This is a genomic window from Streptomyces sp. NPDC107517 (assembly GCF_055582645.1).
This window is the reverse complement of record NZ_JBVJPM010000031.1, coordinates 22,980-47,013: the sequence shown is the minus strand read 5'-3', so window position 1 is coordinate 47,013 and position 24,034 is coordinate 22,980. Positions and strand designations below refer to the sequence as shown.

The following is a 24,034-nucleotide window of genomic DNA, read 5'->3' as shown; positions in this document are numbered from 1 at the left end:
AGTGGCCTATCTCCCGTTCGGGTCCTGAGCGGTGGCCGGCGCGGGCGGGCGCAGGGTGATCGTCCGCGTGGTGTGCTTCTCCACCTGCTCGCGGGTGTAGAGGAGCGGGAAGGAGCCGTCGGCGGCCCAGGTGGCGAACAGGTCGCTGTAGTGCTCGCTGTCCGGATTCCCGGACTGGCCCGGTGAGTTCATGGCCACCGAGTCGTCCCAGGAGCCGACGTCGACGACCAGGCGGAACGTGGCGCCCGTCGTCTGGCGGAAGTCGGGTCCGTACGGCGCGACGCCCACCGTGTCACCGCTGCCGCCGCGCGGGGCGGGACCGACCGACGCCCACGGCGGCTGCGGTCCGTCCTGGAGGGCGGTCACCGGGTGGAACACGCGGGCGTGGTGGAGCGCGCCCCAGGTCCATGCGGCCGGATCGGGTCCGAGAAGGGCGGAGAGGTCGGCGACGGCGGCGGTCAGCGTGGCGAGCAGGGTGCCCGGGTCGAGGGCGGTCTGCGCGTCGGTGAGCAGGTCCAGGTCGACGCGCGGGTCGGAGGTCGGGTCGTCGGGCGGCAGGATCCGGGCGAGGGCCGCGGCGCGCTCGGCGTCGGGGGCGACGTGTCGCAGTGCCTTGCCGAAGACGGCGGGGCGCAGATGGCGGCGGTACCACATTTCGAAGAGCGCGGCGGCCGCCGAGTCCGCCGTGACGTCGGCGTCCCAGTGCCGCAGCAGGCCGATGGCCCGCGCCGTCGGTTCGTCGTCGGCGGCCAGATCGGCGAGCAGCGGCAGGATGCGGCGTGCGGGCAGGCTGACCGTGTCGGTCTGGAGCCGTACACAGTCCTCGACGGTCCAGTCCGTGCGCGCGTCGAGCTCTTCGGCGATGCGGTGGTGGCGGGTGGGGGCGTACCAGTCGTAGGTGACCGTGTCGCGGTCGTTGGGGTGGCCGGGCGGCAGGTTCATCTGGTTGGCGGTGGCGAACCAGCCCTGGTCCGGGTCGCGTTCGGCGGGCAGTGCGTCGGCGTCGAGGAAGCCGTCCCATTCGTACCGGCCGTCGCCGGGCACGGGCAGGGTGCCGTCCCAGTTCGGGCGGACCGGGACGCGGCCCGCGGGGCGCCATCCGACGGTGCCGTCGGGCGCGGCGTACACCTGGTTCTCGCCGGGCGCGCCCCAGCGGCGCAGGGCGGCGAGGAACGCGTCGGGGCCTTCGGCCCGCATGTAGCCGGTGCTGCCGAGGTAGGGCGCCATGCCGGGGCCGAGCCAGGCGGCGCGCACGGCGAACGCGGCGTCGCGCGTGGGGTGTTCGTGGATGACGGGGCCGTGCCGGGTGAACCACAGCTCGGCCTCGACCGGCTCCCCGTCCTTGACCGGGATGGTCTCGGTGACGTGGGTCATGGCTTCCCAGCGGCCTTCGTAGCGGTAGGCGCGGGGGTTTTGGGGGTCGGTCTCGTAGACGTACAGGTCCTCCTGGTCGATCGGGAAGATCGTGAAGCCGAACGCGATGTTCCCGTTGTGGCCGATGGAGAGGCCGGGCAGGGCGGGTTCGCCCGCGCCGATGACGTCGATGCCGGGTGCGGTCAGGTGCGCGATGTAGCGCAGCGCGGGCAGGGTGACCGCGCGATGCGGGTCGTTGGCGAGGATGGGACGGCCGGTGGCGGTCCTGGAGGGCGCGAGCACCCAGTTGTTGGAGCCGTCGATGCCGTGGAGGGCGGCGGCGTCGGGCCAGGGCGGGACCGTCGCGAGGTCGTACACGCGCAGCACGTCGTCCGGGATGACGCTCAGATCGAGGCCCTCGGGGACGGTGAGGTCGTGCGGGGCGGGTTCGCGGCGGCGGCGCAGGTCTTCGACGGCGGTGCCGTGGTCGCGCAGGGTGAGGGCGCGGGCGACCTCGTCGTGGAGGTTGTACTGGAGGCCGTGACTGCGGATCCGGGCGACGTCCGAGGGCTCCCAGAAGGCCGGCTGGTAGCGCAACGCTCCGAATTCCGGTGGTAGTTGGGAAGGGTCGCGGCGGCACAGGGACACGTAGGCGTTGATGCCGGTCACGAACGCCGTGGTGATCTGTTCGGTGTCCTCGCCGTACGCGCTCCACTCCTCGGCCATGTCACCGCGATAGAGGAACAGGCGGGCGGCGCGGTCGTGTTCGACGTACCGCCTGCCGAACACCTCGGACAGGAGGCCGAGTCCGCGGCGGCGCCACAGGTCCAGCTGGAAGAGGCGGTCGCGCGCCGCGTTGAAGCCCTGCGCCAGGAACAGGTCGTCCTGGGAACCGGCGTAGAGATGGGGGACGCCCCACTGGTCGACGAGGATCTCCACGGGGCCGGCGAGGCCGGGTATCTCGAAGTCGTTCGCTGCTTGCGAGTTCACCGGTACGTCTCCCCCGTCGCCGTGTACACCTGGGCCGCTGATCCGGCCGTCGGCCACGACGGTCGTGCCGGGCTCGGATCCGGCGCCGGTGCGGCTGCCGATGCGGGCGGCGCGGTGGAGGGCGGGTGCGCTCTCGTCGGTCATCAGGACTCCTTCGTCCGGGCCGCCGAGGCGGCCGGGGCAGTGGGCCGTTGCGGGGCGGGGGCGCTCGGGGCCGGTGTGGCGCGGGTGAGTGCGAATGTCACCACGAGGTTCGCGGCCAGCGCGATGATGCCGCCGTTGACCCCGTGCCACGGGTCGTTGTCGGTGGCCCACAGCGCCGTCATCACGGCGAGCCCGACGAGCATGCCGGAGATCCCGGCGCGGGCGGTCATGCGCCGCCAGAACAGGGAGAGCAGGACGACGGGCACGAGCTGGGCCAGCCCTTCGTAGGACAGGACGGACAGCTGGACGAGCGTGTTGGGGTAGAAGAGGCTGCCGCCGAGCGCGACCAGGCCGGCGAGGACGCAGACCGCCTGCGAGCGGCGCTTGGTGCGCAGGTCGTGGTCGGTGCTGACGGCTGGCCGCGGGCGGCGCGGGTCGGCGCCGTTGCCGCCGCCGAGGACGGTCTTTCCCCACAGGGTGCCGATGGACAGCATGAAGACGCTCATCGGCACGATCGCCGACAGGGCGCCCGCGACGCCGATGACCGCCACGACGGGCGACGGCAGCGAGTCGGTGACCAGCCTGAACAGGGCGAGGTCGGGGTTGCCCAGGCCCGGCAGCACGAACAGCGCGGTGGCGCCGACCATCATCGGTACGAACAGGAGCAGCTGGTACCACGGCAGCAGCAGGGCGTTGCGCCGCAGCGTGTTGGGGCTCTTCGCGCTGAGGTAGCCGGCCACGGTGGTCGGGAAGATGGTGATGGTGACGGCGTTGAGGACGACGGTGCTCAGGAACCAGGCGGCGTCGCGCCCGCCGGACATGTGTCCGGGGAAGGTGAGCCACTCGGGCTTCTCGGTGACCATGCGCTGCATGAAGTCGGAGAATCCGCCGAGGTAGTGCAGGGGGATGTAGACCGCGAGGAAGACGACCGCGAGGATCACGAGTACGTCCTTGAGGGCGCTCACCCAGGCGGAGCCGCGCAGCCCCGACACGAGGATGAACACCTCGGCGACGACGAACGAGATGACGGCGGCGACGTGCAGGTCGACGCTCCCGTACGTCATCGCGTTGACGACGACGCCCATGCCCTGGATCTGCACCTGGATGTACGGCACGAGGAACACGGTCCCGACGACGGCGACGAGGATCCCCAACGGCCGTGAGCGGAAACGGAATTCGGCGATATCGGCGATCGAGATGAGACGGTGCCGGGAGGCGTACGTCCACAGGGCGGGGCCCACGATGTAGGCGACGGCGAAGCCTACGGTGAGGTAGGCGACGAGGTAGAGGATCGGGGCGCCGAAGGAGTACGACCAGCCGGCGGTCCCCAGGAACGAGAAGCTGGTGTACGTCTCTCCGGCCATCAGGAGCCAGATGAACATCACGCCGAGGCCGCGGCTGGACACCGACCACTCGGCGAGGCCCTTGGACCGGCCGCGCGCGCTGAGCAGGCCGATCAGGATGGTGGCGACCATGGCCAGGCCGAACACGGTCGTCGCGACGGCTGCGGAGCCGCTCATCGGGTGCCTCCCTCGTCGGCGGGGACGGGTTCGACGGCGCCGGTGCGGTACGCCGGGTCGAAGCGGGCGACCAGCCAGATGGCGACGGGGCTGATGACCGTGGCGGCGATGACCCAGGCCAGCAGGAACGGGACACCCAGGATGCGGGGTTCGATGCGGTTGGCGACGAAGGGCGCGGCGCCGTAGAGGACGACGGGCACGAGCAGCATCCAGAGGGAGCGGCGGGCCCGGCCGCCGAGGGTGGGGAGTCCTTCGAGGGGGTCGGGCTCCGGGGAGTCGAGGGGGTCGGCCTCGCGCGGGTCCGGCTCCGGGGAGCGGCCGGCGGCCTCGTCTGTGGGGGACATGAACTTCCTTGAGGGGGGAAGGGCGGCGGATCGTTCAGAGCGTGGGGTCGTAGCGGCCGTCGACCGCGGTCCAGCCGCCGTCGACGGTCAGGACGCTGCCGGTGACGTACGTCGACGCGTCGGAGACCAAGTAGGCGACGGCACCGGCGAGTTCATCGGCGCGGGCCCAGCGCTTGAGCGCGGAAGCCTGGGCGTAGGCGTCGTACCAGGCGGGGTCCGCGGCGATCTGGTCGGTGAGCGGGGTGCGGACGACGCCGGGGGCGACGGCGTTGAACCGCACGCCGCGCGGGCCCCATTCGGCGGCGGCGGTGCGCAGGAACTGGATGAGGCCGGCCTTCGACGCGGCGTACACGCTCTGGCCCGCCTCCACCTGGAAGGCCCGCATGGAGGCGAAGCCGACGACGCTGCCGCGGCCGCGCTCCGCCATGCCGGGGGCGAACGTCTGGACGAGGCTGACGTAGGCCCGCAGGTTCAGGGCGATGACGCGGTCGAACTCGTCGAGCGTGTAGTCGGCGATGCGCTTGCGGACGTTGGCGCCGACGGTGACGACGAGCGCGTCGACAGGGCCCCACACGTCGGCGGCGGCGCGGATCGCCTCGGGGTCGAGGACGTCGAGGGCGTGGGCGCACGCGGTGCCGGACCGGACCGCGTCCGCGCCGGCCAGGGCGACGGTCTGCTCGGCGCCCTCCTCGTCCCGGTCGGCGACCACGACGTCGGCGCCCTGGGCGACGAGCGCGCGGACGGCCTCACGGCCGATGCCGCCCGCTCCGCCGACGACCGCGACACGCCTGCCGTCGAGCCGGAACAGATTCGCGTAGTCCATGAAGTGCTGCTGCCTTTCTGTCTGCTGAGGTGATCCGTCAGGGGCGGATGACGGCCATCCGCGTGACCGTCAGCTCCTCGATGGCGAACCGTGGCCCCTCGCGTCCGGTGCCGGAGTCCTTGACGCCTCCGTACGGGGCGATGTCGCTGCGGTAGCCGGGGACTTCGTTGATCACGACGCCGCCGACGTCGAGCGCTTCGACCGCGCGGAAGGCGGCGCGGAGGTCGCGGGTGTGGACCGCGGCGTGCAGCCCGTACCGGCTCGCGTTGACCAGGTCGTACGCGGCATCGAGGTCGGGGACGGTGCGCAGGCACACGACGGGGCCGAACACCTCCTCGTCCCAGGCGGGTTCGCCGTCGGGGACGTCCGCGAGCAGGGTCGGGGCGAGGCACCTCGCGCCGGTGCGGCCCCCGCCCGCGACGACCCGGGCGCCGGCCGCCCTGGCCCGGCCGATCCAGTCGAGGACGCGCTCGGTGGCGGCTTCGTCGATGAGTGCGGAGACCCGGGTGCCGGTGTCGCGCGGATCGCCGACCACGACGTCGGGCAGCCGTTCGGCGATCTTCTTCTCGAGGGCGCCGGCGATCGCCTCGACGGCGATGACCCGCTGGACCGAGATGCACGCCTGCCCGGACGCGTAGTAGCCGCCGCGGGCCACGGCGTCGGCGGCCGCGTCGAGGTCGGCGTCCGCCGCGACGACGAGCGCCGCGTTGGAGCCGAGTTCGAGGACGACCTTGCGGGGGGCCGCGTCCCGCGCGATGCGGTGCCCGACCGTGGCGGAGCCGGTGAAAGAGACCGCCGCGACGTCGGGATGCGTGGTGAGGGTGCGGCCCACCTCGGTGTCGCCGGTCACGAGTTGGACCGCTCCGGGCGGCGCGCCGGCCGCGGCGAGGCGCTCGCGGACGAGGTGGGTGAGCCAGAGGGTGGCGAGCGGGGTCGCCGGTGCGGGCTTCACGATCACGGGACAGCCCGCGGCGAGCGCCGGGGCGATCTTGTGGGAGGCGAGGAGTACGGGGTAGTTGAAGCCGGCGATGCCGACGACGACCCCGATGGGCTTGCGCGTCCAGAACCCGAACATGCCGTCGCCGGAGGCCTGGAGGTCCAGCGGGACGGTCTCGCCGTGCAGGTGGGCCACCTCGTCGGCGGCGGCCCGCCAGGTCGCGGCGGCGCGCTGCATCTCGATGTCGCAGTCGACTCGGGGCTTGCCGGTCTCCAGGACGAGCAGCTCCGCCATCCGGGACGACACACTTTCCAGGTCGGCCGCGACTGCGGTGAGCACGTCCCGCCGCACCCGCGCGGAGAGGGCCGCGACCTCCTTGCGGAGCCCGGCGGCGTGCTCGACGGCACGTCGCGCGAGGTCCACGTCACCGACGGGAGCCGAGGCGAACTCGCTCCCGTCGTACGGGAAGACGACGGGCTGTCGCGACGGCGCGGGAACCCAGGCGTCCCCGACCGGCAGGCCCGTGGGCACTTCTCGCGGATACGTCATCGCGCCGCTCCCCCGTTCGTACGGGCGGTGAGGAAGGCCTGCGCGGCGGCCGCGTACACGCGCGTGTACTCGGCGATCTCACGCACCTCGACATACTCGTCGGCCTGGTGCGCGATCCATTTGCCGCCGGGGCCGTACACGACGGTGGCGAGACCGGCGTCGCGGGTCAGGATCGTGCCGTCGGTGGTCCCGGGCACGGCTCCGAACGGTGGCGCCTGGCCATGCACTCGGCGGTGCGCGTCCACGAGCGCGGTGACCACGGGGTGGTCTTCGGGGATCTCGACGGCAGGCCGGTCGTCGACGACGGTGACCTCGACGGACACCCCCACTCCGGAGGCCGCCCGCTCCGCGAACTCCCTGACGCGTTCGATGAGTTCGGCGTGGTCGGTGCCCGGGACGGTCCGTACGTCGATGCCGACGACGCCGTGTGCGGGGATCACGTTGAGCTGGTCGGGGTCGCCGCCGAGCAGCACGGTCGGGGTGACGGTGACGCGGCCCGCGTACGGATGCTCGCCGTAGCGCTCCTCGGCCCACTCCTGCACGGCCGCGAGCGCCTCGACGATGCGGGCGCCGGCGACGATCGGGCTTCTGCCCTCCTGCGGCATGGCACCGTGGGCCATCACGCCGTGCAGGTCGAGACGGAGGCGGATCCCGCCGCGCGCCGAGGTGCACACCTCGTAGCCCTCGGGCTCGCAGACGATGACGCCGTCCACCTCGCGGGCGAGCGGTGACGCGGCGAACGCCTTCGCGCCGAGCATCAGCCCCTCCTCGTCACAGAGCACTCCGACAACGATCCGGCCGGGGAAGGGCCCGGCCAGCTGAAGGGCGCGGACCCCGTAGATCATGGCGGCGACACCGGACTTCATGTCGGCCGAGCCGCGGCCCCAGAGCTTTCCGTCGCGGATCTCGGCGCCGTACGGATCGACGGTCCAGTCGGCCGTGTCGCCCTCGGTGACGACATCGATGTGCCCCTCGAACATCAGCGTGGGACCGTCCCCGCCGCCGCCCTCGACCACCGCGACGGTGTTGGGCCGCCCGGGAACGACCTCCACCACCTCGTACTTCCAGCCGAACTCCGTGAAGAGCCGCTGGACGAGGTCGGCCGCGGGGCGCTCCACCTCGGGGGCTCCCGCTGCGTTGACCGTGCGCAGCCGGACGAGTTCCTGGGTGAGGGCGACCGCCGCCTCGGCGTCGGTCTCGGGGACGGACAGGGCTGTTGAGCGGGAACGCATGGAACCTCCAGGTCGGTCGGCCACGAGGCCAGTCGACTGGTCAGACCAGTTGATTTCCCGTACTCTGCCGCCACGTTCACGCCCGGGTCAATGGTCGGATCATGGATTCACTCCGGCGCAACCGGCCGACACGGAGAGGCACATGGCGCCCGACGACGATCTCTTCCAGCCGGTGAAGCCGGTCCGCGCCTACCAGCGGGTGGCCGAGCAGATCGAGGAGCGCATCCTCAGCGGCGACCTGCCGCCCGGCTCCCGGCTCCCGGCGGAGCGCGAACTCGTCGTGCGCTTCGACGTGGGCCGCTCGACGGTCCGCGAGGCGCTGCGCGTGCTCCAGTCGGCGGGCCTGATCCGCTCCCGGCCGGGCGATCCGCTGGGCGCCGAGGTCCTCGGCGTCTCCCCGGACAACCTCAGCCAGGCCCTGAGCCGCCTGACCCGAGCCCGTACAGCCTCGCTCGGCGAACTGGTGCAGTTCCGCATGGTGCTCGACGCGGAGAGCAACCGCCTCGCCGCGCGCCTGCACACCCCCGACGACCTGGCCCGCATGCGGGAGCAGATCGACCGGATGGAGCGCCTCCGCGCGTCGTCGACGGGAAGCCTGCGCGCCTTCAGCGAGGCGGACGCCCTCTTCCACCGGGCCGTCGCCGAGGCGAGCGGCAACTCCCTGCTCGGCCTGTGCGCCCGCGCGGTGCACGAGGCCGTGATCGGGGTCATCGAGGAGAAGATCGCGGGCGCCACGGACGCCACCGCCTGGATGGAGCGCTCGATCACCCACCACCGGCAGGTGCTCGACGCGATCACCTCGGGCGACGCGCCGCGCGCGGCCCGGCTCGGCCGTGAGGCGCTGTACGAGTACTACGCCGACCATGTGGAGCCGGAGACGCGGCGGTTGCTCGCGGCGTCCGTGGAGGATCCCTCGGCGTAGGGACTGACGCGGGCTGCCGACGGAGGGCTCAGCGCGGAGCAGCGGCTACGGCTGGCCACCGCCGGGGACCTCCACGTCGAAGCGGCCACCGCCGCGGGCCGCCGCCAAGCCATGGCGAAAAGGACGGGATCAGGCGCGCTGACCACCCGGACGACCTTCGAGCTGGCCGAGCAACTCGCCCAGCAGAACACTGAGTTGACCCTGCCCTGCGCCACCGAGGCCGGAGAGTACCGTTTTCTCGTACGCGAGCTGGTCGGGCAGCAGCGCGTCGACGAGGTCGCGTCCGGCGTCGGTCAGGCTGAGGTGGGAGACGCGCCGGTCGCGGGTGTCGCCGCGCCGGCCGACCAGACCGCGCTCCTGGAGCTGTTTGAGCCGCTTGGTGACGGCGGCGCCCGAGGAGAACGTCTCCCGGGCGAGGTCACCCGGGGTGAGTTCGTGACCGGTACGGCGCAGCGCGCCGAGCAGGTCGAACTCGGCGCGGGTCAGCCCGGCGCGGCGCAGCGGGGCGTCCTCGGCCTGCTGGAGGAGGGCGGCGCAGCGGTTGATCCGCCCGATGACCTCCATGGGCCCGGTATCGATGTCGGGGTGGACGGTCTGCCACTGCCGCACCACCGCTGCGACGGTGTCCTCCGCCGCCGCCCTGCCGTTCCGTGTCGTCATGCTCGCGTGTTCTCCCGGGCGTCCGTGCCGCCCCTGTGCTCGTCCGTGTTCTCGGTGTTCTCGGTGTTCTCGGTGTTCTCGGTGTTCCGGACGGTCCGCCGCGTCGCGCGTCGGACCGTCGCCGCGAGCGTACGGTGTCCGGCCTGCTCAGCGGTGACCACACGCTCCTCGGGCAGGGCGCGCTGCCACCATTCTCCGGCCGCGGTGTCGTCGGCGGCGCGCAGGTCGACGAGGGCTGCGGCGAGCCTGCGGCGTGCGAACTCCAGGGCGCCGGGCTCGGGCCGCGGGGCGGTGAGGGTGCGTTCCGCGGCCTCGCGGGCGCGGTCGGTCGCTTCGAGAGCCAGCTCGATGTGGTCGGCGGCGCGCCGGTTGGTGACGATCACTGCGGCGACGATGCCCAGCAGCGCCCCCACAAGGGTGTCGACGACCCGGTCCGTGATGAGCTCGCCGGCCTCCTGCGTCCTGGCGAACTCGGTGATCAGCAGCGCCATGGGGGTGACGCAGACGCTGCCGAGCCAGTAGTTGCGGGAGATGAACGCCTCGGCGCCGAAGCTGAAGAGCAGGCAGAACAGGACCACGAAGATCTGGCCGACGTGGGCGAGGGGCACCACGGCGGCGAAGACGAGCACTCCGGCGAGATTGCCGGCCACGCGCTGCACGGTGCGGTTCCAGGTGAGGGTGACATTGGCCTGGTAGAGCGAGGCGGCGGTGACCAGGGCCCAGTACGGGCGGCCGATTCCGAGGGCGAGGGACCCGTATCCGGCGAGGGCGCAGCCGACTGCGGTGCGCAGGGCGACCGGCAGGAGAGGCGAGCCGGGGGCGAGCCTGCGCCACAACGACGGCTTGCCGAAGGCGAGTTCGGCCTCGACGCCGAGGACTTCGTCGTCGACCTCATGGGCGTGCGCGTGGTTGATGCGCGGGACGGGTCCCGTGCCGCGCAGGCCCGCGGCCCAGTCGCGCAGGAGTGCGGGGTCGGTGTCGGCGGGGGCGGCGAGCGCGACCTCGGCGCGCACGACCAGGCGCTGCAGGGCGCGACGGGCGGCTCCCCGGCCGCCGGTGGCGAGGAGGGACTGCCAGGCGGCGTGGACGGCGGCGGCAGCACCGGCCCTGGCCCGCTCGCGTGCGCCGCCCTCCGCGCTCACGTACGCGGCGGCGGCGTTCAGGGCGCGTGCGGTGGCCCGCCGCTCCGGGCCGTGCGGCCGTACGAGGGCGGGGGCCATGCCGACGAGCCAGGCCACGGCGCCGGCACCGGCGGTCAGGGCGAGGTGGCCGGGTATCTGCCCCAGGTGCTGCGGTGCGAACAGGCTGGCGGAGCTGATGAACGTAAGGATCAGATGGCCGGGCGGGCCGATGCGGGTCGCGTCGCACAGGGTCTTCTGGGCGGCCGCGAGAAGCGCGCCGACCGCCACGAGCACGGCCGCCGAAGAGGTGAGCGAGGCGGTGAGCAGGGCCGCGGCGAGGCTCGCGAGCATGCCGAGGACGACCCAGGCGAGAGCCCGGGCACGCGCCGCGTACGGCAGGTTGTGCGCGTAGAGCGCGCACAGCGAGCCGGCCATCGTGTACATCGCGAGGTCGAGGCGGCCGAGGGCGAGCAGCGTCAGATTCGGCACCGCCGCGGACACGACGACACTCGTCGCGGGCTTGAACCAGATGTCGGACGGCTTGTGGAGACGCAGCACCCCCGCGAGCGGGAGCGGACGGACGGGCCTGGCCGGGGACGGGGTGGGGGTGGGGGTGGGGGTGGTCGTTTCTGCGCTGCTCATACAGAGAAGTTTAGCAAGTGTTTTACCTGGAAACTTTCTGTCTCTCCATCCGACCCCACAACCACTCACTGCGCCCTGGCGACAGCCGACCGCGCAACACCCGCGCAGGGGAGCACTGCCGAAAGCGCCCAGTGCTCCCCTGCGCTCGATTGCGCCCCGCCGCGCACGGGCATCTCGTCCCCGACGCAGTACGGCGTCCGACTGGGGGAGGTTCGCGTGCACGGACCGGGCTCGGCCGCCTGGCTGCTCGTCGCGGTGTGCGCGGCGACGGGGGCGTACTGCCTGCTGCGGATGCGCAGCGGAGTCGAGGAGCAGCGCCGCACAGCGGGCGGCGAGGCTCTCATGGGGTTCGGCATGGCGCTCATGGCGATACCCGCCGCGGTGATCACACCCCCGCCCGCCGCCTGGGCGGTGTACGCGGTCGTGTTCGGGGCCGCGGCACTGCGCGCGCTGTGGGCGGCGCGTTCGAGCGCGCACCACCTGCACCACCTGGTGGGCGCGTTCGCCATGGCGTACATGGCGGTGGCGATGGCCGCGGCGCCGGGCGGGCACGCAGGTCACGCGGGGGCGGGCGCACCGCTGGTGACCGGTCTGCTCCTGCTCTATTTCGCGGGGTACGTGCTCTGGTCGGGGGCGCGGTTGGTGCCGGTCGCGACGGCGGCCGGGGGCGGCCCGCCGGCGCCCGGGTGGGGCGACCGCCCGGAGCTGGCACGGGCCTGCCGGCTCTCGATGGGCATCGCCATGGTCGCGATGCTGCTGACCATGTAGACGCGCAGGACAGACATGCCGACCTGCCGCCCCTGCAGACGCGCAGGCCGGGGCCGTTGATGAGGCGCCGCCCCGAGCCCGCGCGGACAGGGATCCCGGGAAACTGCTCCATTGCGGACAACTGCCCGCCCAAAACCGTGGCGTACGTCACTTGACGCGACAGGCCGTACCCTCCGGTAGCCCCGGCTCATAGGCTGAGGCCATGACGGTCCCCGTAGCACTGCTGCTGCTCGGCACCCTCGCCGCTGTCCTCGCCCCGCGCCTTCTCGCGCGGGCCGAATGGCCGGAGCGCGAGCCGGTGGTTGCCCTGTGGGTGTGGCAGTGCGTGGTGGCCGGTGTCCTCCTGTGCTGCGCGCTCTCGATGACGCTGAGCGCGGCCGCCGCCTGGCAGGCCGTCCGCGGCCATGTGTTCGCGTCCGCCCCGCACGCCGTCGTCGACGCGTACGCGCTCCGGGCGGCCGGCGGATGGGCGGCGACGCTGGCCGTGACGCTCGCGCTCGGCGGCCTGTGGACCGCGGCGATGCTCGCCCGGGAGATCTTCCGCTCGGGGGCCGGACGCAGGCAGCGGCGCGCCGAACTCCTGGTGCGTTCCCCGCTGTTGCCGGGCGAGGAGCCGGGCAGCGACCGGCTCGTGGTCCTCGAAGGTGAGCGCCCCGACGCCTGGTGGCTGCCGGGCGCCGCGCCCCAACTGGTCATCACGACGGCCGCCTTGCGCCGCCTCAAGGGCCGTCAGCTGGACGCGGTCCTCGCGCACGAGAGGGGCCACGCGCAGTGGCGGCACGACTGGCTGCTGCACTGCTCGGGTGCGCTGGCCACGGGCTTCCCGCAGGTTCCGGTCTTCGCCGCGTTCCGCGACGAGATGCACCGGCTCGTCGAACTGGCCGCCGACGACATGGCGTCGCGCCGCTTCGGACGGCTGACCATCGCCCTCGCCCTGGTCGAACTCAACGAGGACCGCGGGGTGTTCGGCCCCTGCCCCACGCCGCAGTCCCATGTGCCGCAGCGCGTGCACCGGTTGCTGACCCCGCCGCGGCGGCTCACCCCGGCCCGGCGTCTGCGCCTGACCGCCGCGGCAGCCCTCGTACCGGTGGTGCCGCTCCTGGTGACGTTCGTGCCGGGCCTGCGCGCGCTGGGCTGACCGGCGAACCGAGCCGGACGCGCCCGCTCCGCATGATGGCCACCGGCGCCGCCCATGGGTGAGGATCTTCCCCATGCACCCGGCACCGGTCGACTCCCCGCCCCGTCCCCGGCATCCGCGGGCCGCACGCGCGTCGGCGGTGCTCGCCGCCCTCAGCGCGCTGCTGCTGATCGCGGTGGCGATGCGCTGGGAGCCGCTGATGACGCTGGACGGCGAACTGGCGCGCACCTTCCACCGCTGGGCCGTCGACGACCCCGGACTGACACAGGTGAACCGGCTTCTGACGGACTGGTTCTGGGACCCGTGGACGATGCGCGCCCTGTGCGCCGTGGTCGTCGTCTGGCTCGTATGGCGCCATAACGCCTGGTGGCTCGCGCTATGGGTGTTGGCCACATGTGCGGTGGGCACACTGATCCAGCAGGGCCTGAAGGCGGCCGTCGGCCGTGACCGCCCGGTGTGGACCGACCCCGTGGACTCCGCGCACTACGCGGCCTTCCCCTCCGGGCACGCCATGACGGCGACGGTGGCGTGCGGGCTGACCCTCTGGCTGCTGCACCGCTACGGCGCGGGCCGCGTCCTGTGGCGCACGGCGTGCGCGCTCGCGGTGGTGTCGGTCGTCGGCGTGGGCCTCACGCGGCTGTGGCTCGGCGTGCACTGGCCCTCGGACGTACTCGGCGGCTGGTTGCTCGGGGCGCTGACGGTGACCGTGTCGGTGACGGCGTACGAGCGGCTCGCGGCGAGCAGGTGATCCGTCAGGGCTGATCCGTCACGGCTGACCCGCAAGAGTTGATCCGTAAGAGTTGATCCGATCGGTCCCGGCCGTCCCGACGCGACCGGGCCTCACGACTGATAGCCCTCGACCTGCGACTCGGGCCTGACCCTCGCCTCGTCGAGGTCGTCGCCGAACTCCGCCCTGGCCCGGCGCTGGCGCAGCAGGTCCCAGCACTGGTCGAGTTCGCGCTCCACGGCGGCCAGGCGCTCGTGCTCGGTCGCACCGTCGATCTCACCGGAGGCGAGCGACGCGGAGCCACTTCTCGTCGTCGACCATCGCCGTGATCCGGGCCAGGATCTGCTCTTGATCCATGTCGGAACGCCTCCTGATCGGCTGCCCTCCGCGGTGGGGATTTCCGGCGTCGGCGGCCGTACCAAAAGCCCCCGCCGGATGCCCGTATCCCGCACCGGAAACCCGTACCGGGCCGGTGCCCGGACGGCACCGACGCCGTCCGGACACCGGCCCGGCAGGACCGGGCGTATCCGACGATCCCCCGCGTCGCCGGATACGCCCGACAGCCCTGGCCAAAGGTTGCGGAAAGGCCCCTCTGGCAGGGACGCGCTGAGTATACTGGCTGTGAGCCAGTCAACGCAGGAGTTACAGGATGTCCCCGCGCAGCGCATCGGTCAATGAGGAGTTGCGACGGCGATCCCGCGAGCGGCTTCTGCAGGCGACGGTCGAGCTCGTCGGGGAGCGCGGGTACGACGCGACGACCCTCGGCGACATCGCGGACCGCGCCGGTTCGGCACGGGGCCTGGTGTCGTACTACTTCCCCGGCAAGCGGCAGCTGCTCCAGTCCGCGGTGCACCGCCTCATGCACCGGACCCTGGAGGCGGCCCTGGAGCGCGAGCCGCACACCGAGGACGGGCCGGAGCGCCTCGCGCGGGCCGTCGACGCGATCCTCGGCCTGGCCGTCGACCACCCCGTCCTGATGCGGACGCACATGGCGGGGATCCTCCAGGCGGAGGGCTTCGTGCAGTGCCCCGAGCAGCAGCGGCTCGCCGAGCTGCTGCGCGACACGGTCCTGCGGAACGGCTCACTCAGCGTCGACCGCGACTATCCGCTGCTGCGCTCCCAGCTGATGGGCGCCGTGTTCGCGGCGCTGGTCCCGGGGGCGCCGATGCCGCTGCCGACCCTGCGGGCGGAGCTGTTCGCGCGATACGGGCTCGCGTGGGAGCTCGGAACCCCGCCGGACGACGCGGCGCCCGGCGGGAGAAGCCCGGAGAGCGCTCCGGACTTCTCCCAGTACTTCGAGCCGGGACGTCCCGGGTCTCAGTCGAAGTAGTCCGGCTGCGTCTGGACGTTCAGCTCGCCCAGACGGACCCGCTCGGCCGGGTCCGTGCGCCGGTCGCTCAGCTTCAGGACGTCGAAGCCCTTGGCGATGTCGTTCGAGTAGATGTAGCCGTTGTAGTAGTACGCGGACCAGGCACCGCCCACCTGAAGGGTGTCCGTGGTGAGCGGACCGCGCTCGAAGTAGCCGATCTCCTTCGGCTTCGAGGAGTCGGTGAAGTCCCAGACCGAGACGCCGCCCTGGTACCAGGCCTGGACCATGATGTCCTTGCCCTTGACGGGGATCAGCGAGCCGTTGTGGGCCACGCAGTTCTCGGTGTCCGCCTGGTGGCGGGGGATCTTGAAGTAGCTCGTGAAGACCAGCTTGCGGTGGTCGCCCTTGCCGACGACGGCGTAGATGCCGTCGGCGCCGCGGTCCGGCCCTACGGCCTCGTTGCAGGTGGCCGCCCCGCCGCCGCCGAGCTCGTCCGTGAAGATGACCTTGTCGGCCTTCTGGTTGAACGTCGCCGAGTGCCAGAACGCGAAGTTCGTGTTGTCCTCGACCTGGTCGATGACCTTCGGGTTCTCGGGGTCCTTGATGGAGAACAGGATGCCGTCACCCATGCAGGCGCCGGCGGCCAGGTCCTTCGAGGGCAGGACCGTGATGTCGTGGCAGCCGGTGGTCTTGGAGACGCCCGGGTTGGTGGGTCCGCCCGGGTTGCCGCCGCCGTCCGGCCCCTCACCGGGGAACAGCACGGGGAAGTTCACCATCGCGGCCTTCTCGGGTGCCTTGCGGGGCACCTTGATGACGGAGATCCCGTCGTGCGGCGGCTGGCAGTCCGGGAACGTCGCGCTCGGCGAGTACGAGGAGACGTACACGTAGACGTTCTTCTTCTCCGGGACCAGCGTGTGCGTGTGCGAGCCGCAGGCGGTCTCGACGGCGGCGACGTACTTCGGGTTCTTCTTGTCGCTGATGTCGAAGACCTTCATGCCCTCCCAGGAGGACTTCTCCGTGGCGGGCTGGGTGGTGCTGGCACAGGAGTTGTCGCTGCGCGAGGAGTCCGTCGACAGGAAGAGCAGGTCGCCGGAGACGGAGACGTCGTTCTGCGATCCGGGGCACAGGACCTGCGCGACGGTCTTCGGGGCCTTCGGGTTGCTGATGTCGAAGATGCGGAAGCCGTCGTAGTTGCCCGCGAAGGCGTACTTGCCCTGGAACGCGAGGTCCGAGTTGATGCCGGGCAGCGCGTCCTTGGGGATGTTGGCGAGATGTTCGATGTTGTCGGAGTGGACGACCTCGTCCTGGGCGGGTATGTCGCCGTTCGCGATCGCCGCCCGGGTGTCGGCCGCCGCGCTCTTCGAGAGCCGGTCGGCCTTGGCCGGGGCGTCGCCCGGATCGGGGGTCGCCGCCGCCGGACCGGCCATGAGCAGCGCGGCCAGCAGCCCCGCCGCGGTCGCGGCAACTCCCAGGCGTCTGCGTCGCGTTCGGGACGTGTCCAACAGGGTCACTGCTGTCTCCCTCGTCGAGGACTTCCCCGCATACCCGTTCACGCGGGAGCGGAGCACGGACCCCACGAGTATCGTCTTCATCATGCACAGATCAACAGATGGCAACGTACTCGTCATGAAAGTTGTTCTGCCGTTGACGGTCGCGGTGGCCGCACTCGTACTCGGCGGCTGTGACACGGCGCCGGACGGCGGGGGCGCCGGCACCGACTCCCGCGCGCGGCCCGGGCCTTCGGTGATCGCACCGGGCAAGCCGGGAGAGGGCGCCGAGACGCTGTCGGCCCAGGACGCACAGAAGCGCAGGCCGGACGACAGCCCCAACTCGGCCGACTTCAGTTACGCACAGATGATGATCGCGCATCACACGCAGGCCCTGCAGATGACCGAACTTGCCCCGAAGCGGGCCCGGTCGGGCCAGGTCAAGCGCCTCGCGGAGCGCATCGCCGCGGCGCAGGGGCCGGAGGTCGGGGCCATGGAGGGCTGGCTCGACTCCCACGGCAAGGAGCGCGAGAGCGGCGGGCACCACGAGCACGGGGCGATGCCCGGGATGGCGACCGAGGCCCAGCTGAAGACCTTGCAGGCGGCGCACGGCGCGGCCTTCGACGAGCTCTTCCTGAAGCTGATGATCACGCACCACACCGGGGCGGTCACCATGGCGACGGACGTGCTGTCCGAGGGGAACAACGTCCAGGTCGAGGAGATGGCGAACGACGTGATCGCGCAGCAGACGGCCGAGATCGGGCGCATGCGGAAGATGTCGTGACTCCCGGCGGGTGAGCTCCGCGCGCGTCACACCCTCCCGGCAGGGCCCCCTCGGTGTCATGCTGGAAGTCCGTCGGCCTGCGGAAGGAGTCCGCCGTGCTGCGCGTCGCCGTTGTGGGATCTGGGCCGAGCGGGGTGTACACCGCGCAGAGCCTGGTCCAGCAGGAGCGGGTGCAGGACGTCCATGTGGACGTCCTCGACCGGCTGCCCTGCCCGTACGGCCTGGTGCGCTACGGCGTGGCACCGGACCACGAGAAGATCAAGTCGCTGCAGAACAATCTGCGCACGGTCCTGGAGCACGAGCGCGTCCGCTTCGTCGGCGGCGTCGAGATCGGCCCCGCCCTGCCGCCCGACCGGCTCCTGGAGATGTACCACGCGGTCGTGTACTGCGTCGGGGCCGCGACCGACCGCAGGCTCGGCGTACCGGGCGAGGACCTGCCGGGCAGCTGGTCGGCGACCGATTTCGTCTCCTGGTACAGCGCGCATCCGGACGCGGTGGCCGGGGGTTTCGTACGGGACGTGGAGTCGGCCGTCGTCATCGGCGTGGGCAACGTCGCCGTGGACGTCACGCGGATCCTGGCCCGCGGCGCGGCCGAGCTGGCGCCCACCGACATGCCGCAGGCGGCGCTCGGCGCACTGGCCGACAGCCGGGTGCGGGACGTGCACATGGTGGGGCGGCGCGGCCCTTCGCAGGCCCGGTTCACCACCAAGGAGCTGCGTGAGCTCGGCACGCTTCCCGGAGTCGAAGTGGTCGTGGATCCGGCCGAGTTGGCGCTCGATCCCGCCTACCTCGACCCGTCGGGGCTGCCGGCGGCGAACCGGCGGAACGTCGAGGTGCTGCGCGGCTGGGCCGAGCGCCCCTCGCCGGGTCTCCCCCGCCGCATCCATCTGCGCTTCTTCCAGCGGCCGGTGGCACTCCTCCAAGGGGCGGCGGGCAGGGTGTCGGGCGTGCGGTTCGAGCACACGGCGCCGGACGGCTCGGGCGGCGTGAGCGGCACCGGCCGGTTCGACGACATCGACGCGCAGCTCGTCCTGCGCTCGGTCGGATACCGCGGAGTGCCCTTGGACGGGCTGCCGTTCGACGCGGCCACCGGGACCGTGCCGCACGGCGAGGGGCGCATCCTGCGGGCCGGCGAGGTCTCGCCCGGCGAGTATGTCGCGGGCTGGATCAAACGCGGCCCGACGGGCGTGATCGGCACCAACCGCCCGTGCGCCAAGGAGACCGCGCAGTCACTGCTCGACGACGCCGCGGCGCTTGTCGCCCGGCACGTTCCGGATGACGCGCTCCCCGGGCTTCGCGCGGCGGGCTGCGCGGCCGTCGAGTGGCCCGGGTGGCTCGCGATCGAGCGCGCGGAGGCGGAGTTGGGCCGGTCCCTGGGGCGCGGCCCGGTGAAGATCCCGGACTGGGCGGGCCTGCTGGCGGCCGCCCGCGACGGGACGACGTAGCGTCCGAGCAGCGATACGCACTGCCGCGTGGCGCCCGGGAAGGGCGACACATCCCGGCAACAGTCGTGAAATCAACAAAACGTTTAAGCCCCATACGGTCTCGTGCTGTCCGCCTCACCCTCGCACCCGCATTTCGCCTGCGCGTTCGCGTTCGCGTTCCGACAGCCCCTTGGAGTGTCCATGGCAGCCCCGGCCGCCCCACCGTCCGTACACCCCGTCGACGAGGTGCCGCCCGTGCGGCAGCTGGCCGTGTTCGGTCTGCAGCACGTGCTCGCCATGTACGCGGGCGCGGTGGCCGTGCCACTGATCGTGGGCGGCGCGATGAAGCTGTCGCCCGCCGACCTCGCCTATCTCATCACCGCGGATCTACTGGTGTGCGGCATCGCGACGTTGATCCAGTGCGTCGGGGTGTGGCGGTTCGGCGTCCGCCTGCCGATCGTCCAGGGCTGCACGTTCGCCGCCGTCTCGCCCATGGTCATCATCGGTACGACGGGGGGCGGGCTGCCCGCGATCTACGGGGCGGTCATCGTCGCCGGGCTCGCGATGATGCTGCTCGCGCCGGTCTTCGGCAGGCTGCTGCGCTTCTTCCCGCCGCTGGTCACCGGCACGGTCATCCTGATCATCGGTGTCTCGCTGCTGCCCGTGGCGGGCAACTGGGTTGCGGGCGGGGCGGGTTCGAAGGACTTCGGAGCCCCGAAGAACATCGCGCTGGCGGCGTTCGTCCTCGTGGTGGTCCTCGCGGTGCAGCGCTTCGCGCCGCCGTTCCTGAGCCGCGTCGCCGTGCTCGTCGGCATCGTCGTCGGCACGGCCGTCGCCGTGCCCACCGGCTTCACGGACTTCGGCGGTGTCGGTGACGCGCACTGGGTGGGCATCAGCACGCCGTTCCACTTCGGCGCGCCGACGTTCCACGGCGCGGCGATCGTGTCGATGCTGATCGTGGCGCTGGTGACGATGACCGAGACGACGGGCGACTTCATCGCGGTGGGCGAGATGACGGGGCGGCCCGTCCAGCCGCGCTCACTGGCGGACGGCCTGCGCGCGGACGGCCTCTCCACGGTCCTCGGCGGCGTGTTCAACACGTTCCCGTACACCGCGTTCGCACAGAACGTCGGCCTTGTGGGCATGACGCGGGTGCGCAGCCGCTGGGTCGTCGCCACGGCCGGCGGGATCCTGGTGCTGCTCGGCCTGCTCCCCAAGCTGGGCGCGGTCGTCGCCGCGATCCCGGCGCCGGTGCTCGGCGGCGCGGGCCTCGTCATGTTCGGCACGGTCGCGGCGAGCGGCGTGCGGACGCTGGCCCGGGTCGACTTCGCCGGCAACCACAACCTGACGGTCGTCGCCGTGTCGGTCGCGATCGGGGTACTTCCGGTGGGCGTGCCCGGGATCTACGCGAAGTTCCCCGACTGGTTCCAGACGGTCATGGACAGCGGGATCAGCGCGGGCTGCATCACGGCGATCGTGCTCAACCTGCTGTTCAACCACCTTCCAGGAAGCGGGAGTTCAGCCCCCGAGGCTGTCGGCACCGTCGGATCCCCCGCCGCCTAGCCGGTCGTCCTGCCGGGCGGCCGCCGCGAGGACGCTGTCGAGAAGGCCGGGGAAGAGCACGTCCAGGTCGGCGCGGCGCAGCACGCTCATCTTGGCGGTGCCCCGGTACATCTGCCGGATCACGCCGCTCTCGCGCAGGACGCGGAAGTGGTGCGTGGTGGTCGACTTCGTGACAGGCAGGACGAAGTGCGAACAGGAGAGCTCCGCGTCCTCGCCCTCCTCGGCCGCCAGCTCCCGCACCACCCGCAGGCGCATCGGGTCGGCGAGCGCGTGCAGCACCGACTCCAGGCGGATCTCGTCACGCGTGGGGTGAGCAAGCGCCCTGCTGCTCGGTGCGGCGGTCGTCACGGCGGCTCCACTTCGTTCGGCCCGGAGTGCGGACGGGCATGGCGGGTGCGTTCCGGTTACGTCAGGCCCATTGTACGAGATCTATCGTAGTTTGACAGGTGCCGTACTACGATGCCTATCGTACGAGGACCCGCCACGCCCGTCGTGAACGCATAGGAGTCTGCCGTGAGCGCGCTGTTCGAGCCCTACACCCTCCGGTCGCTGACCATCCCCAACCGGGTCTGGATGCCGCCGATGTGCCAGTACAGCGCCGCTCCCGAGGGACCGCTGACCGGCGTCCCGAACGACTGGCACTTCGCGCACTACGCGGCCCGTGCCGCCGGCGGCACCGGGCTCATCGTCGTCGAGGCCACCGCTGTCAGCCCCGAGGGCCGCATCAGCCCGTACGACCTCGGCATCTGGAACGACACGCAGGTCGAGGCGCTCCGCCGGATCACCGCCTTCTTCAAGGCGCACGGCACCGTTGCGGGCATCCAGCTCGGACATGCCGGCCGCAAGGCCTCGACCGACCGGCCCTGGAAGGGCGGCGCCCCGGTCGGCGCCGACGCGCACGGCTGGGACTCGGTCGCGCCGAGCCCCCTCGCCTTCGACGACAAGCACCCCGTCCCGGCCGAGCTCACCGTGGAGCGGATCCGCGAGATCGTCGGCCAGTTCGCCGACGGCGCCCGCCGCGCCCTGGACGCGGGTTTCGACGTCGCCGAGATCCACGGCGCGCACGGCTATCTGATCGGCCAGTTCCTCTCGCCGCACTCCAACGTCCGCACGGACGAGTACGGCGGCTCCTTCGACAACCGGGTGCGTTTCGCCCTCGAGGTGGTCGACGCGGTCCGCGAGGTGTGGCCGCAGGACAAGCCGCTCTTCTTCCGTGTCTCCGCCACCGACTGGCTGGAGGAGAACGGCTGGACGCCTGACGAGACTGTGCGCCTCGCCACCCTCCTCAAGGAGCACGGTGTCGATCTGCTCGACGTCTCGACGGGCGGCAACGCGTCCGGCGTCCGCATCCCGGTCGGACCCGGTTACCAGGTCCCCTTCGCCGCGCGCGTGAAGGCCGAGACGGAGCTGGCCGTGGCCGCCGTCGGCCTCATCACCGACGTGGAGCAGGCCGAGAAGATCCTCGCCAACGGCGAGGCCGACGCCGTCCTGCTCGGCCGTGAACTGCTGCGCAGCCCGTCGTGGGCGCGCTCGGCGGCGCGCGAGCTGGGCGGGGACGTACACGTGCCGGACCAGTACCACCGCTCGGTCTGAGCCCCGGCGATACGGCCCGTCCCTCAGCGGTACGGCGGTCGGTCAGGCGCCCGGGCGGTCAGCCCTTGTCCTGCTCGCCGTACCGCTTCTCGAACTTGGCGACCTGCCCCTCGGCGTCGACCACCCGCGCCTTGCCCGTGTAGAAGGGGTGCGACTCGGAGGAGATCTCCACGTCGACGACGGGGTAGGTCTCGCCGTCGTCCCACTCGATCGTCTCTTCGCTGGAGGCCGTCGAGCGGGTCAGAAAGGCATAGCCCGCCGACCGGTCGCGGAACACCACGGGGCCGTAGCCGGGCTGCTTGTCCTGCTGCATCGTGTCTCCTTCAGCGCGCGGTCTCGGCGCACCGGCTCGTCGACAGCCGGTACGGGCCCCTCCAGCCTCACCCGGAAGCGGCCGCTCCGCGACTCCGTCGGCCACCCGTCCGCAAGAGCACGCCCGCCTACAGGAGCACGGCCGTGAGGTCGGGGCCCGGCCCGTCCGCGTACGCGTCGTCATCGAACGGGTACAGCGGCCGCTCGACCCGGTGGTGCCCCAGGCGCAGGAGGTCCTGGTCGACGCCGCCCGGGGTGAGGGCGAGCAGCCAGTCGGCCGCCATGTCGTGGAGTTCGGGCTCCAGATAGCCGATCTTCACGACGACCAGGTCGTACGTGCGCGGGTCGATGCCGAGGCCGCCCTCGGCGGGGCCCATGAAGTCTGCGAGCGTGTGGAACGGCTTGCGGCGCTGCACGAGGACGACGGTGAGTCCGCCGACGCGCACGGCCGCCATGTCGACGCCGCGGTCGCGGGCGCCGCCCTCGGCCCGGTCCTTCTGCTCGCCGGCGCGCTGCAACGCCGTGACGGTACCGGTGAGTTCGTACGGTCCGCCGTGGCCGACGTCGACCTTGCCACCGACGCTCAGCGTCACCTCGGAGCCCACTCCCGCCTCGAAGCAGCGGGCCACGGCGACCAGGTCGGTGATGCCCGGGTGCACGGCCGTGACCTCTCCCGTGCGGATCGCGTCGTCGGCAAGGAGCTTGCCCAGCATGTACGCGAGGTCTCCGGCGCCGCCCGCGGTCGGGTTGTCGCCGGAGTCGCTGATGAGGAAGGGGCGCTTGTCGGAGGCCACCGCCTTCTCGATGCACTCCTCGGCGCTGCCGGTCGGGCCGACGAAGACGAAGTCCCTGCGGGCGTCCCAGTAGCGCCGGGCGAGCTTCTCCGCCTCCCCGGCGGCGAGTTCGGCGTCGTCGCCGGTGACGACGACGGCGGCCCTGCAGCGCGGCTCGTCCGCCCAGGCGTAGCCGACCCACATCGCCGCGTCGAGGATGCCTGGAAGCTTCTCCGTCTCGGCGAGCGAGGCGTACAGGGACTTGGCGGGTTCGAGGCGGGTGCTGGTCTTCTCGCCGGGCAGCAGGACGGGCACCTGGACCCAGGCGCGGTGCGGACGCGTGCCGTCGCGCAGGCAGCGTACGAGATTGCGGGCGGCGCGCTCGCGGGTGTCCCACGCGTCCTCGTGCGGGGCGAGGCGGTGGGCCGTGAGCAGGTCGCAGGGGTCGGCGAAGCGGCGCGACACATTGCCGTGCAGGTCCATCGCGGCGGAGAGCAGGGGGCGGGTGCCGTGGGCGTCGAGCGCGGCGCGGACCGCGTCCGTCAGGTCGCCCTCCGCGTCGGTGAGGCCGATGACGCTCATGGCGCCGTGGATGTCGTAGACCATGCCGTCGAGGGGGCCCGCCTCGCGTATGCGGGTGACGAGTTCGTCCTTGAGGACCAGGTACGACTCAGCCTCGACCGGGCCGCCGGGCAGCGCGGTCGCGTGCAGCAGCGGCACCCACTCGACCACGTCGGCGAGGTCGGAGTCGGGCCTGGTCCAGGTGTAGCGGTCGAGGAGTTCCTGGCCGCGGGTCTGCCGGAAGTCGTCCGTGGTGGAGCGGTGCGGGCAGAACGTGGAGGACTCGATGCCGATGCCGCCGATGCCGATGCGCAGGCGGCGTGCGGGGACCGTGCCGGTCATGCTGAGGCGCTCTCTT

21 protein-coding genes and 1 pseudogene are annotated in these 24,034 nt (G+C 72.2%); 9 read left to right on the top strand and 13 right to left on the bottom strand.

The window, feature by feature from the left end:
- Positions 1 to 6: 6 nt before the first annotated feature.
- The 6 genes from ACZ67T_RS39465 to ACZ67T_RS39440 are packed head-to-tail and all read right to left on the bottom strand — an operon-like array spanning position 7 to position 7,892.
- A complete protein-coding gene (locus ACZ67T_RS39465) occupies positions 7 to 2,487 on the bottom strand; it encodes a penicillin acylase family protein (RefSeq protein WP_469990955.1) in 2,481 nt (826 codons plus the stop codon).
- On the bottom strand, positions 2,487 to 4,007 hold the full coding sequence (locus tag ACZ67T_RS39460) for a sodium:solute symporter family protein (protein ID WP_469990954.1): 1,521 nt from the start codon (positions 4,005 to 4,007) through the stop codon (positions 2,487 to 2,489). Before ACZ67T_RS39460 ends, ACZ67T_RS39465 begins: the two co-directional genes overlap by 1 nt.
- Positions 4,004 to 4,351: a DUF3311 domain-containing protein gene (locus ACZ67T_RS39455; protein ID WP_469990952.1), complete on the bottom strand. Its 348-nt coding sequence runs from the start codon at positions 4,349 to 4,351 to the stop codon at positions 4,004 to 4,006. The genes ACZ67T_RS39460 and ACZ67T_RS39455 overlap by 4 nt, the downstream gene beginning before the upstream one ends.
- Before the next feature lie 34 nt (positions 4,352 to 4,385).
- The gene (locus ACZ67T_RS39450) at positions 4,386 to 5,174 is read right to left on the bottom strand and encodes an SDR family NAD(P)-dependent oxidoreductase (RefSeq protein WP_469990951.1); all 789 of its coding nucleotides are present in this window, start codon (positions 5,172 to 5,174) and stop codon (positions 4,386 to 4,388) included.
- 37 nt (positions 5,175 to 5,211) lie between these two features.
- On the bottom strand, positions 5,212 to 6,660 hold the full coding sequence (locus ACZ67T_RS39445; protein WP_469990949.1) for an aldehyde dehydrogenase family protein: 1,449 nt from the start codon (positions 6,658 to 6,660) through the stop codon (positions 5,212 to 5,214).
- Entirely contained in the window at positions 6,657 to 7,892 is a 1,236-nt protein-coding gene (locus tag ACZ67T_RS39440) for a M20 family metallopeptidase (protein ID WP_469990947.1), read from the bottom strand. The genes ACZ67T_RS39445 and ACZ67T_RS39440 overlap by 4 nt, the downstream gene beginning before the upstream one ends.
- Before the next feature lie 142 nt (positions 7,893 to 8,034).
- Here ACZ67T_RS39440 and ACZ67T_RS39435 point away from each other — a divergent pair, with 142 nt between their 5' ends.
- A complete protein-coding gene (locus tag ACZ67T_RS39435) occupies positions 8,035 to 8,814 on the top strand; it encodes a FadR/GntR family transcriptional regulator (RefSeq protein ID WP_469990946.1) in 780 nt (259 codons plus the stop codon).
- Between the two features lie 129 nt (positions 8,815 to 8,943).
- Here ACZ67T_RS39435 and ACZ67T_RS39430 read toward each other — a convergent pair whose 3' ends face one another.
- Together ACZ67T_RS39430 and ACZ67T_RS39425 are read right to left on the bottom strand one after the other, a co-directional pair.
- Entirely contained in the window at positions 8,944 to 9,474 is a 531-nt protein-coding gene (locus tag ACZ67T_RS39430) for a MarR family winged helix-turn-helix transcriptional regulator (protein ID WP_469990944.1), read from the bottom strand.
- Positions 9,471 to 11,237 (bottom strand): FUSC family protein, encoded by a 1,767-nt coding sequence (locus tag ACZ67T_RS39425; RefSeq protein ID WP_469990942.1) that lies wholly within the window; start codon positions 11,235 to 11,237, stop codon positions 9,471 to 9,473. The genes ACZ67T_RS39430 and ACZ67T_RS39425 overlap by 4 nt, the downstream gene beginning before the upstream one ends.
- A gap of 216 nt (positions 11,238 to 11,453) precedes the next feature.
- Between ACZ67T_RS39425 and ACZ67T_RS39420 the strand changes: the two genes are divergently transcribed.
- The 3 genes from ACZ67T_RS39420 to ACZ67T_RS39410 all read left to right on the top strand — a co-directional run bounded on the left by ACZ67T_RS39420 (position 11,454) and on the right by ACZ67T_RS39410 (position 13,891).
- Positions 11,454 to 12,005, top strand: a complete 552-nt coding sequence (locus ACZ67T_RS39420; RefSeq protein ID WP_469990940.1) for a DUF5134 domain-containing protein — start codon at positions 11,454 to 11,456, stop codon at positions 12,003 to 12,005.
- 202 nt (positions 12,006 to 12,207) lie between these two features.
- Entirely contained in the window at positions 12,208 to 13,143 is a 936-nt protein-coding gene (locus tag ACZ67T_RS39415) for a M56 family metallopeptidase (RefSeq protein WP_469990938.1), read from the top strand.
- A 73-nt stretch (positions 13,144 to 13,216) separates the two neighbouring features.
- Positions 13,217 to 13,891: a phosphatase PAP2 family protein gene (locus ACZ67T_RS39410; protein WP_469990936.1), complete on the top strand. Its 675-nt coding sequence runs from the start codon at positions 13,217 to 13,219 to the stop codon at positions 13,889 to 13,891.
- Between the two features lie 92 nt (positions 13,892 to 13,983).
- On the opposite strand, the pseudogene ACZ67T_RS39405 reads toward ACZ67T_RS39410, so the two are convergent.
- A pseudogene (locus ACZ67T_RS39405) lies at positions 13,984 to 14,227 on the bottom strand (DUF2630 family protein).
- A gap of 292 nt (positions 14,228 to 14,519) precedes the next feature.
- Between ACZ67T_RS39405 and ACZ67T_RS39400 the strand changes: the two are divergent.
- Entirely contained in the window at positions 14,520 to 15,200 is a 681-nt protein-coding gene (locus tag ACZ67T_RS39400) for a TetR/AcrR family transcriptional regulator (protein WP_329576827.1), read from the top strand.
- On the opposite strand, the gene ACZ67T_RS39395 is transcribed toward ACZ67T_RS39400, so the two are convergent.
- Positions 15,188 to 16,690 carry an LVIVD repeat-containing protein gene (locus tag ACZ67T_RS39395; RefSeq protein WP_469990934.1) on the bottom strand — a complete coding sequence of 501 codons (1,503 nt, stop codon included), beginning with the start codon at positions 16,688 to 16,690 and terminating at the stop codon, positions 15,188 to 15,190. The two genes, ACZ67T_RS39400 and ACZ67T_RS39395, sit on opposite strands and share 13 nt — an antisense overlap.
- A gap of 115 nt (positions 16,691 to 16,805) precedes the next feature.
- Between ACZ67T_RS39395 and ACZ67T_RS39390 the strand changes: the two genes are divergently transcribed.
- The 3 genes from ACZ67T_RS39390 to ACZ67T_RS39380 all read left to right on the top strand — a co-directional run bounded on the left by ACZ67T_RS39390 (position 16,806) and on the right by ACZ67T_RS39380 (position 20,437).
- Complete coding sequence (locus tag ACZ67T_RS39390) at positions 16,806 to 17,450, top strand: DUF305 domain-containing protein (protein ID WP_469990933.1); 645 nt, start codon at positions 16,806 to 16,808, stop codon at positions 17,448 to 17,450.
- Positions 17,451 to 17,545: 95 nt separating this feature from the next.
- Complete coding sequence (locus tag ACZ67T_RS39385) at positions 17,546 to 18,895, top strand: FAD-dependent oxidoreductase (RefSeq protein WP_469990931.1); 1,350 nt, start codon at positions 17,546 to 17,548, stop codon at positions 18,893 to 18,895.
- Positions 18,896 to 19,075: 180 nt separating this feature from the next.
- Entirely contained in the window at positions 19,076 to 20,437 is a 1,362-nt protein-coding gene (locus tag ACZ67T_RS39380; protein ID WP_469990929.1) for a nucleobase:cation symporter-2 family protein, read from the top strand.
- Here ACZ67T_RS39380 and ACZ67T_RS39375 read toward each other — a convergent pair.
- A complete protein-coding gene (locus tag ACZ67T_RS39375; protein ID WP_469990927.1) occupies positions 20,393 to 20,785 on the bottom strand; it encodes an ArsR/SmtB family transcription factor in 393 nt (130 codons plus the stop codon). The two genes, ACZ67T_RS39380 and ACZ67T_RS39375, sit on opposite strands and share 45 nt — an antisense overlap.
- Before the next feature lie 165 nt (positions 20,786 to 20,950).
- Here ACZ67T_RS39375 and ACZ67T_RS39370 point away from each other — a divergent pair, with 165 nt between their 5' ends.
- Entirely contained in the window at positions 20,951 to 22,030 is a 1,080-nt protein-coding gene (locus ACZ67T_RS39370; protein WP_469990925.1) for an NADH:flavin oxidoreductase/NADH oxidase, read from the top strand.
- A 58-nt stretch (positions 22,031 to 22,088) separates the two neighbouring features.
- Here ACZ67T_RS39370 and ACZ67T_RS39365 read toward each other — a convergent pair whose 3' ends face one another.
- Positions 22,089 to 22,343 carry a type B 50S ribosomal protein L31 gene (locus ACZ67T_RS39365; RefSeq protein WP_383095387.1) on the bottom strand — a complete coding sequence of 85 codons (255 nt, stop codon included), beginning with the start codon at positions 22,341 to 22,343 and terminating at the stop codon, positions 22,089 to 22,091.
- Between the two features lie 127 nt (positions 22,344 to 22,470).
- Positions 22,471 to 24,018, bottom strand: a complete 1,548-nt coding sequence (locus ACZ67T_RS39360) for a M81 family metallopeptidase (protein ID WP_469990923.1) — start codon at positions 24,016 to 24,018, stop codon at positions 22,471 to 22,473.
- Positions 24,019 to 24,034: the final 16 nt, after the last annotated feature.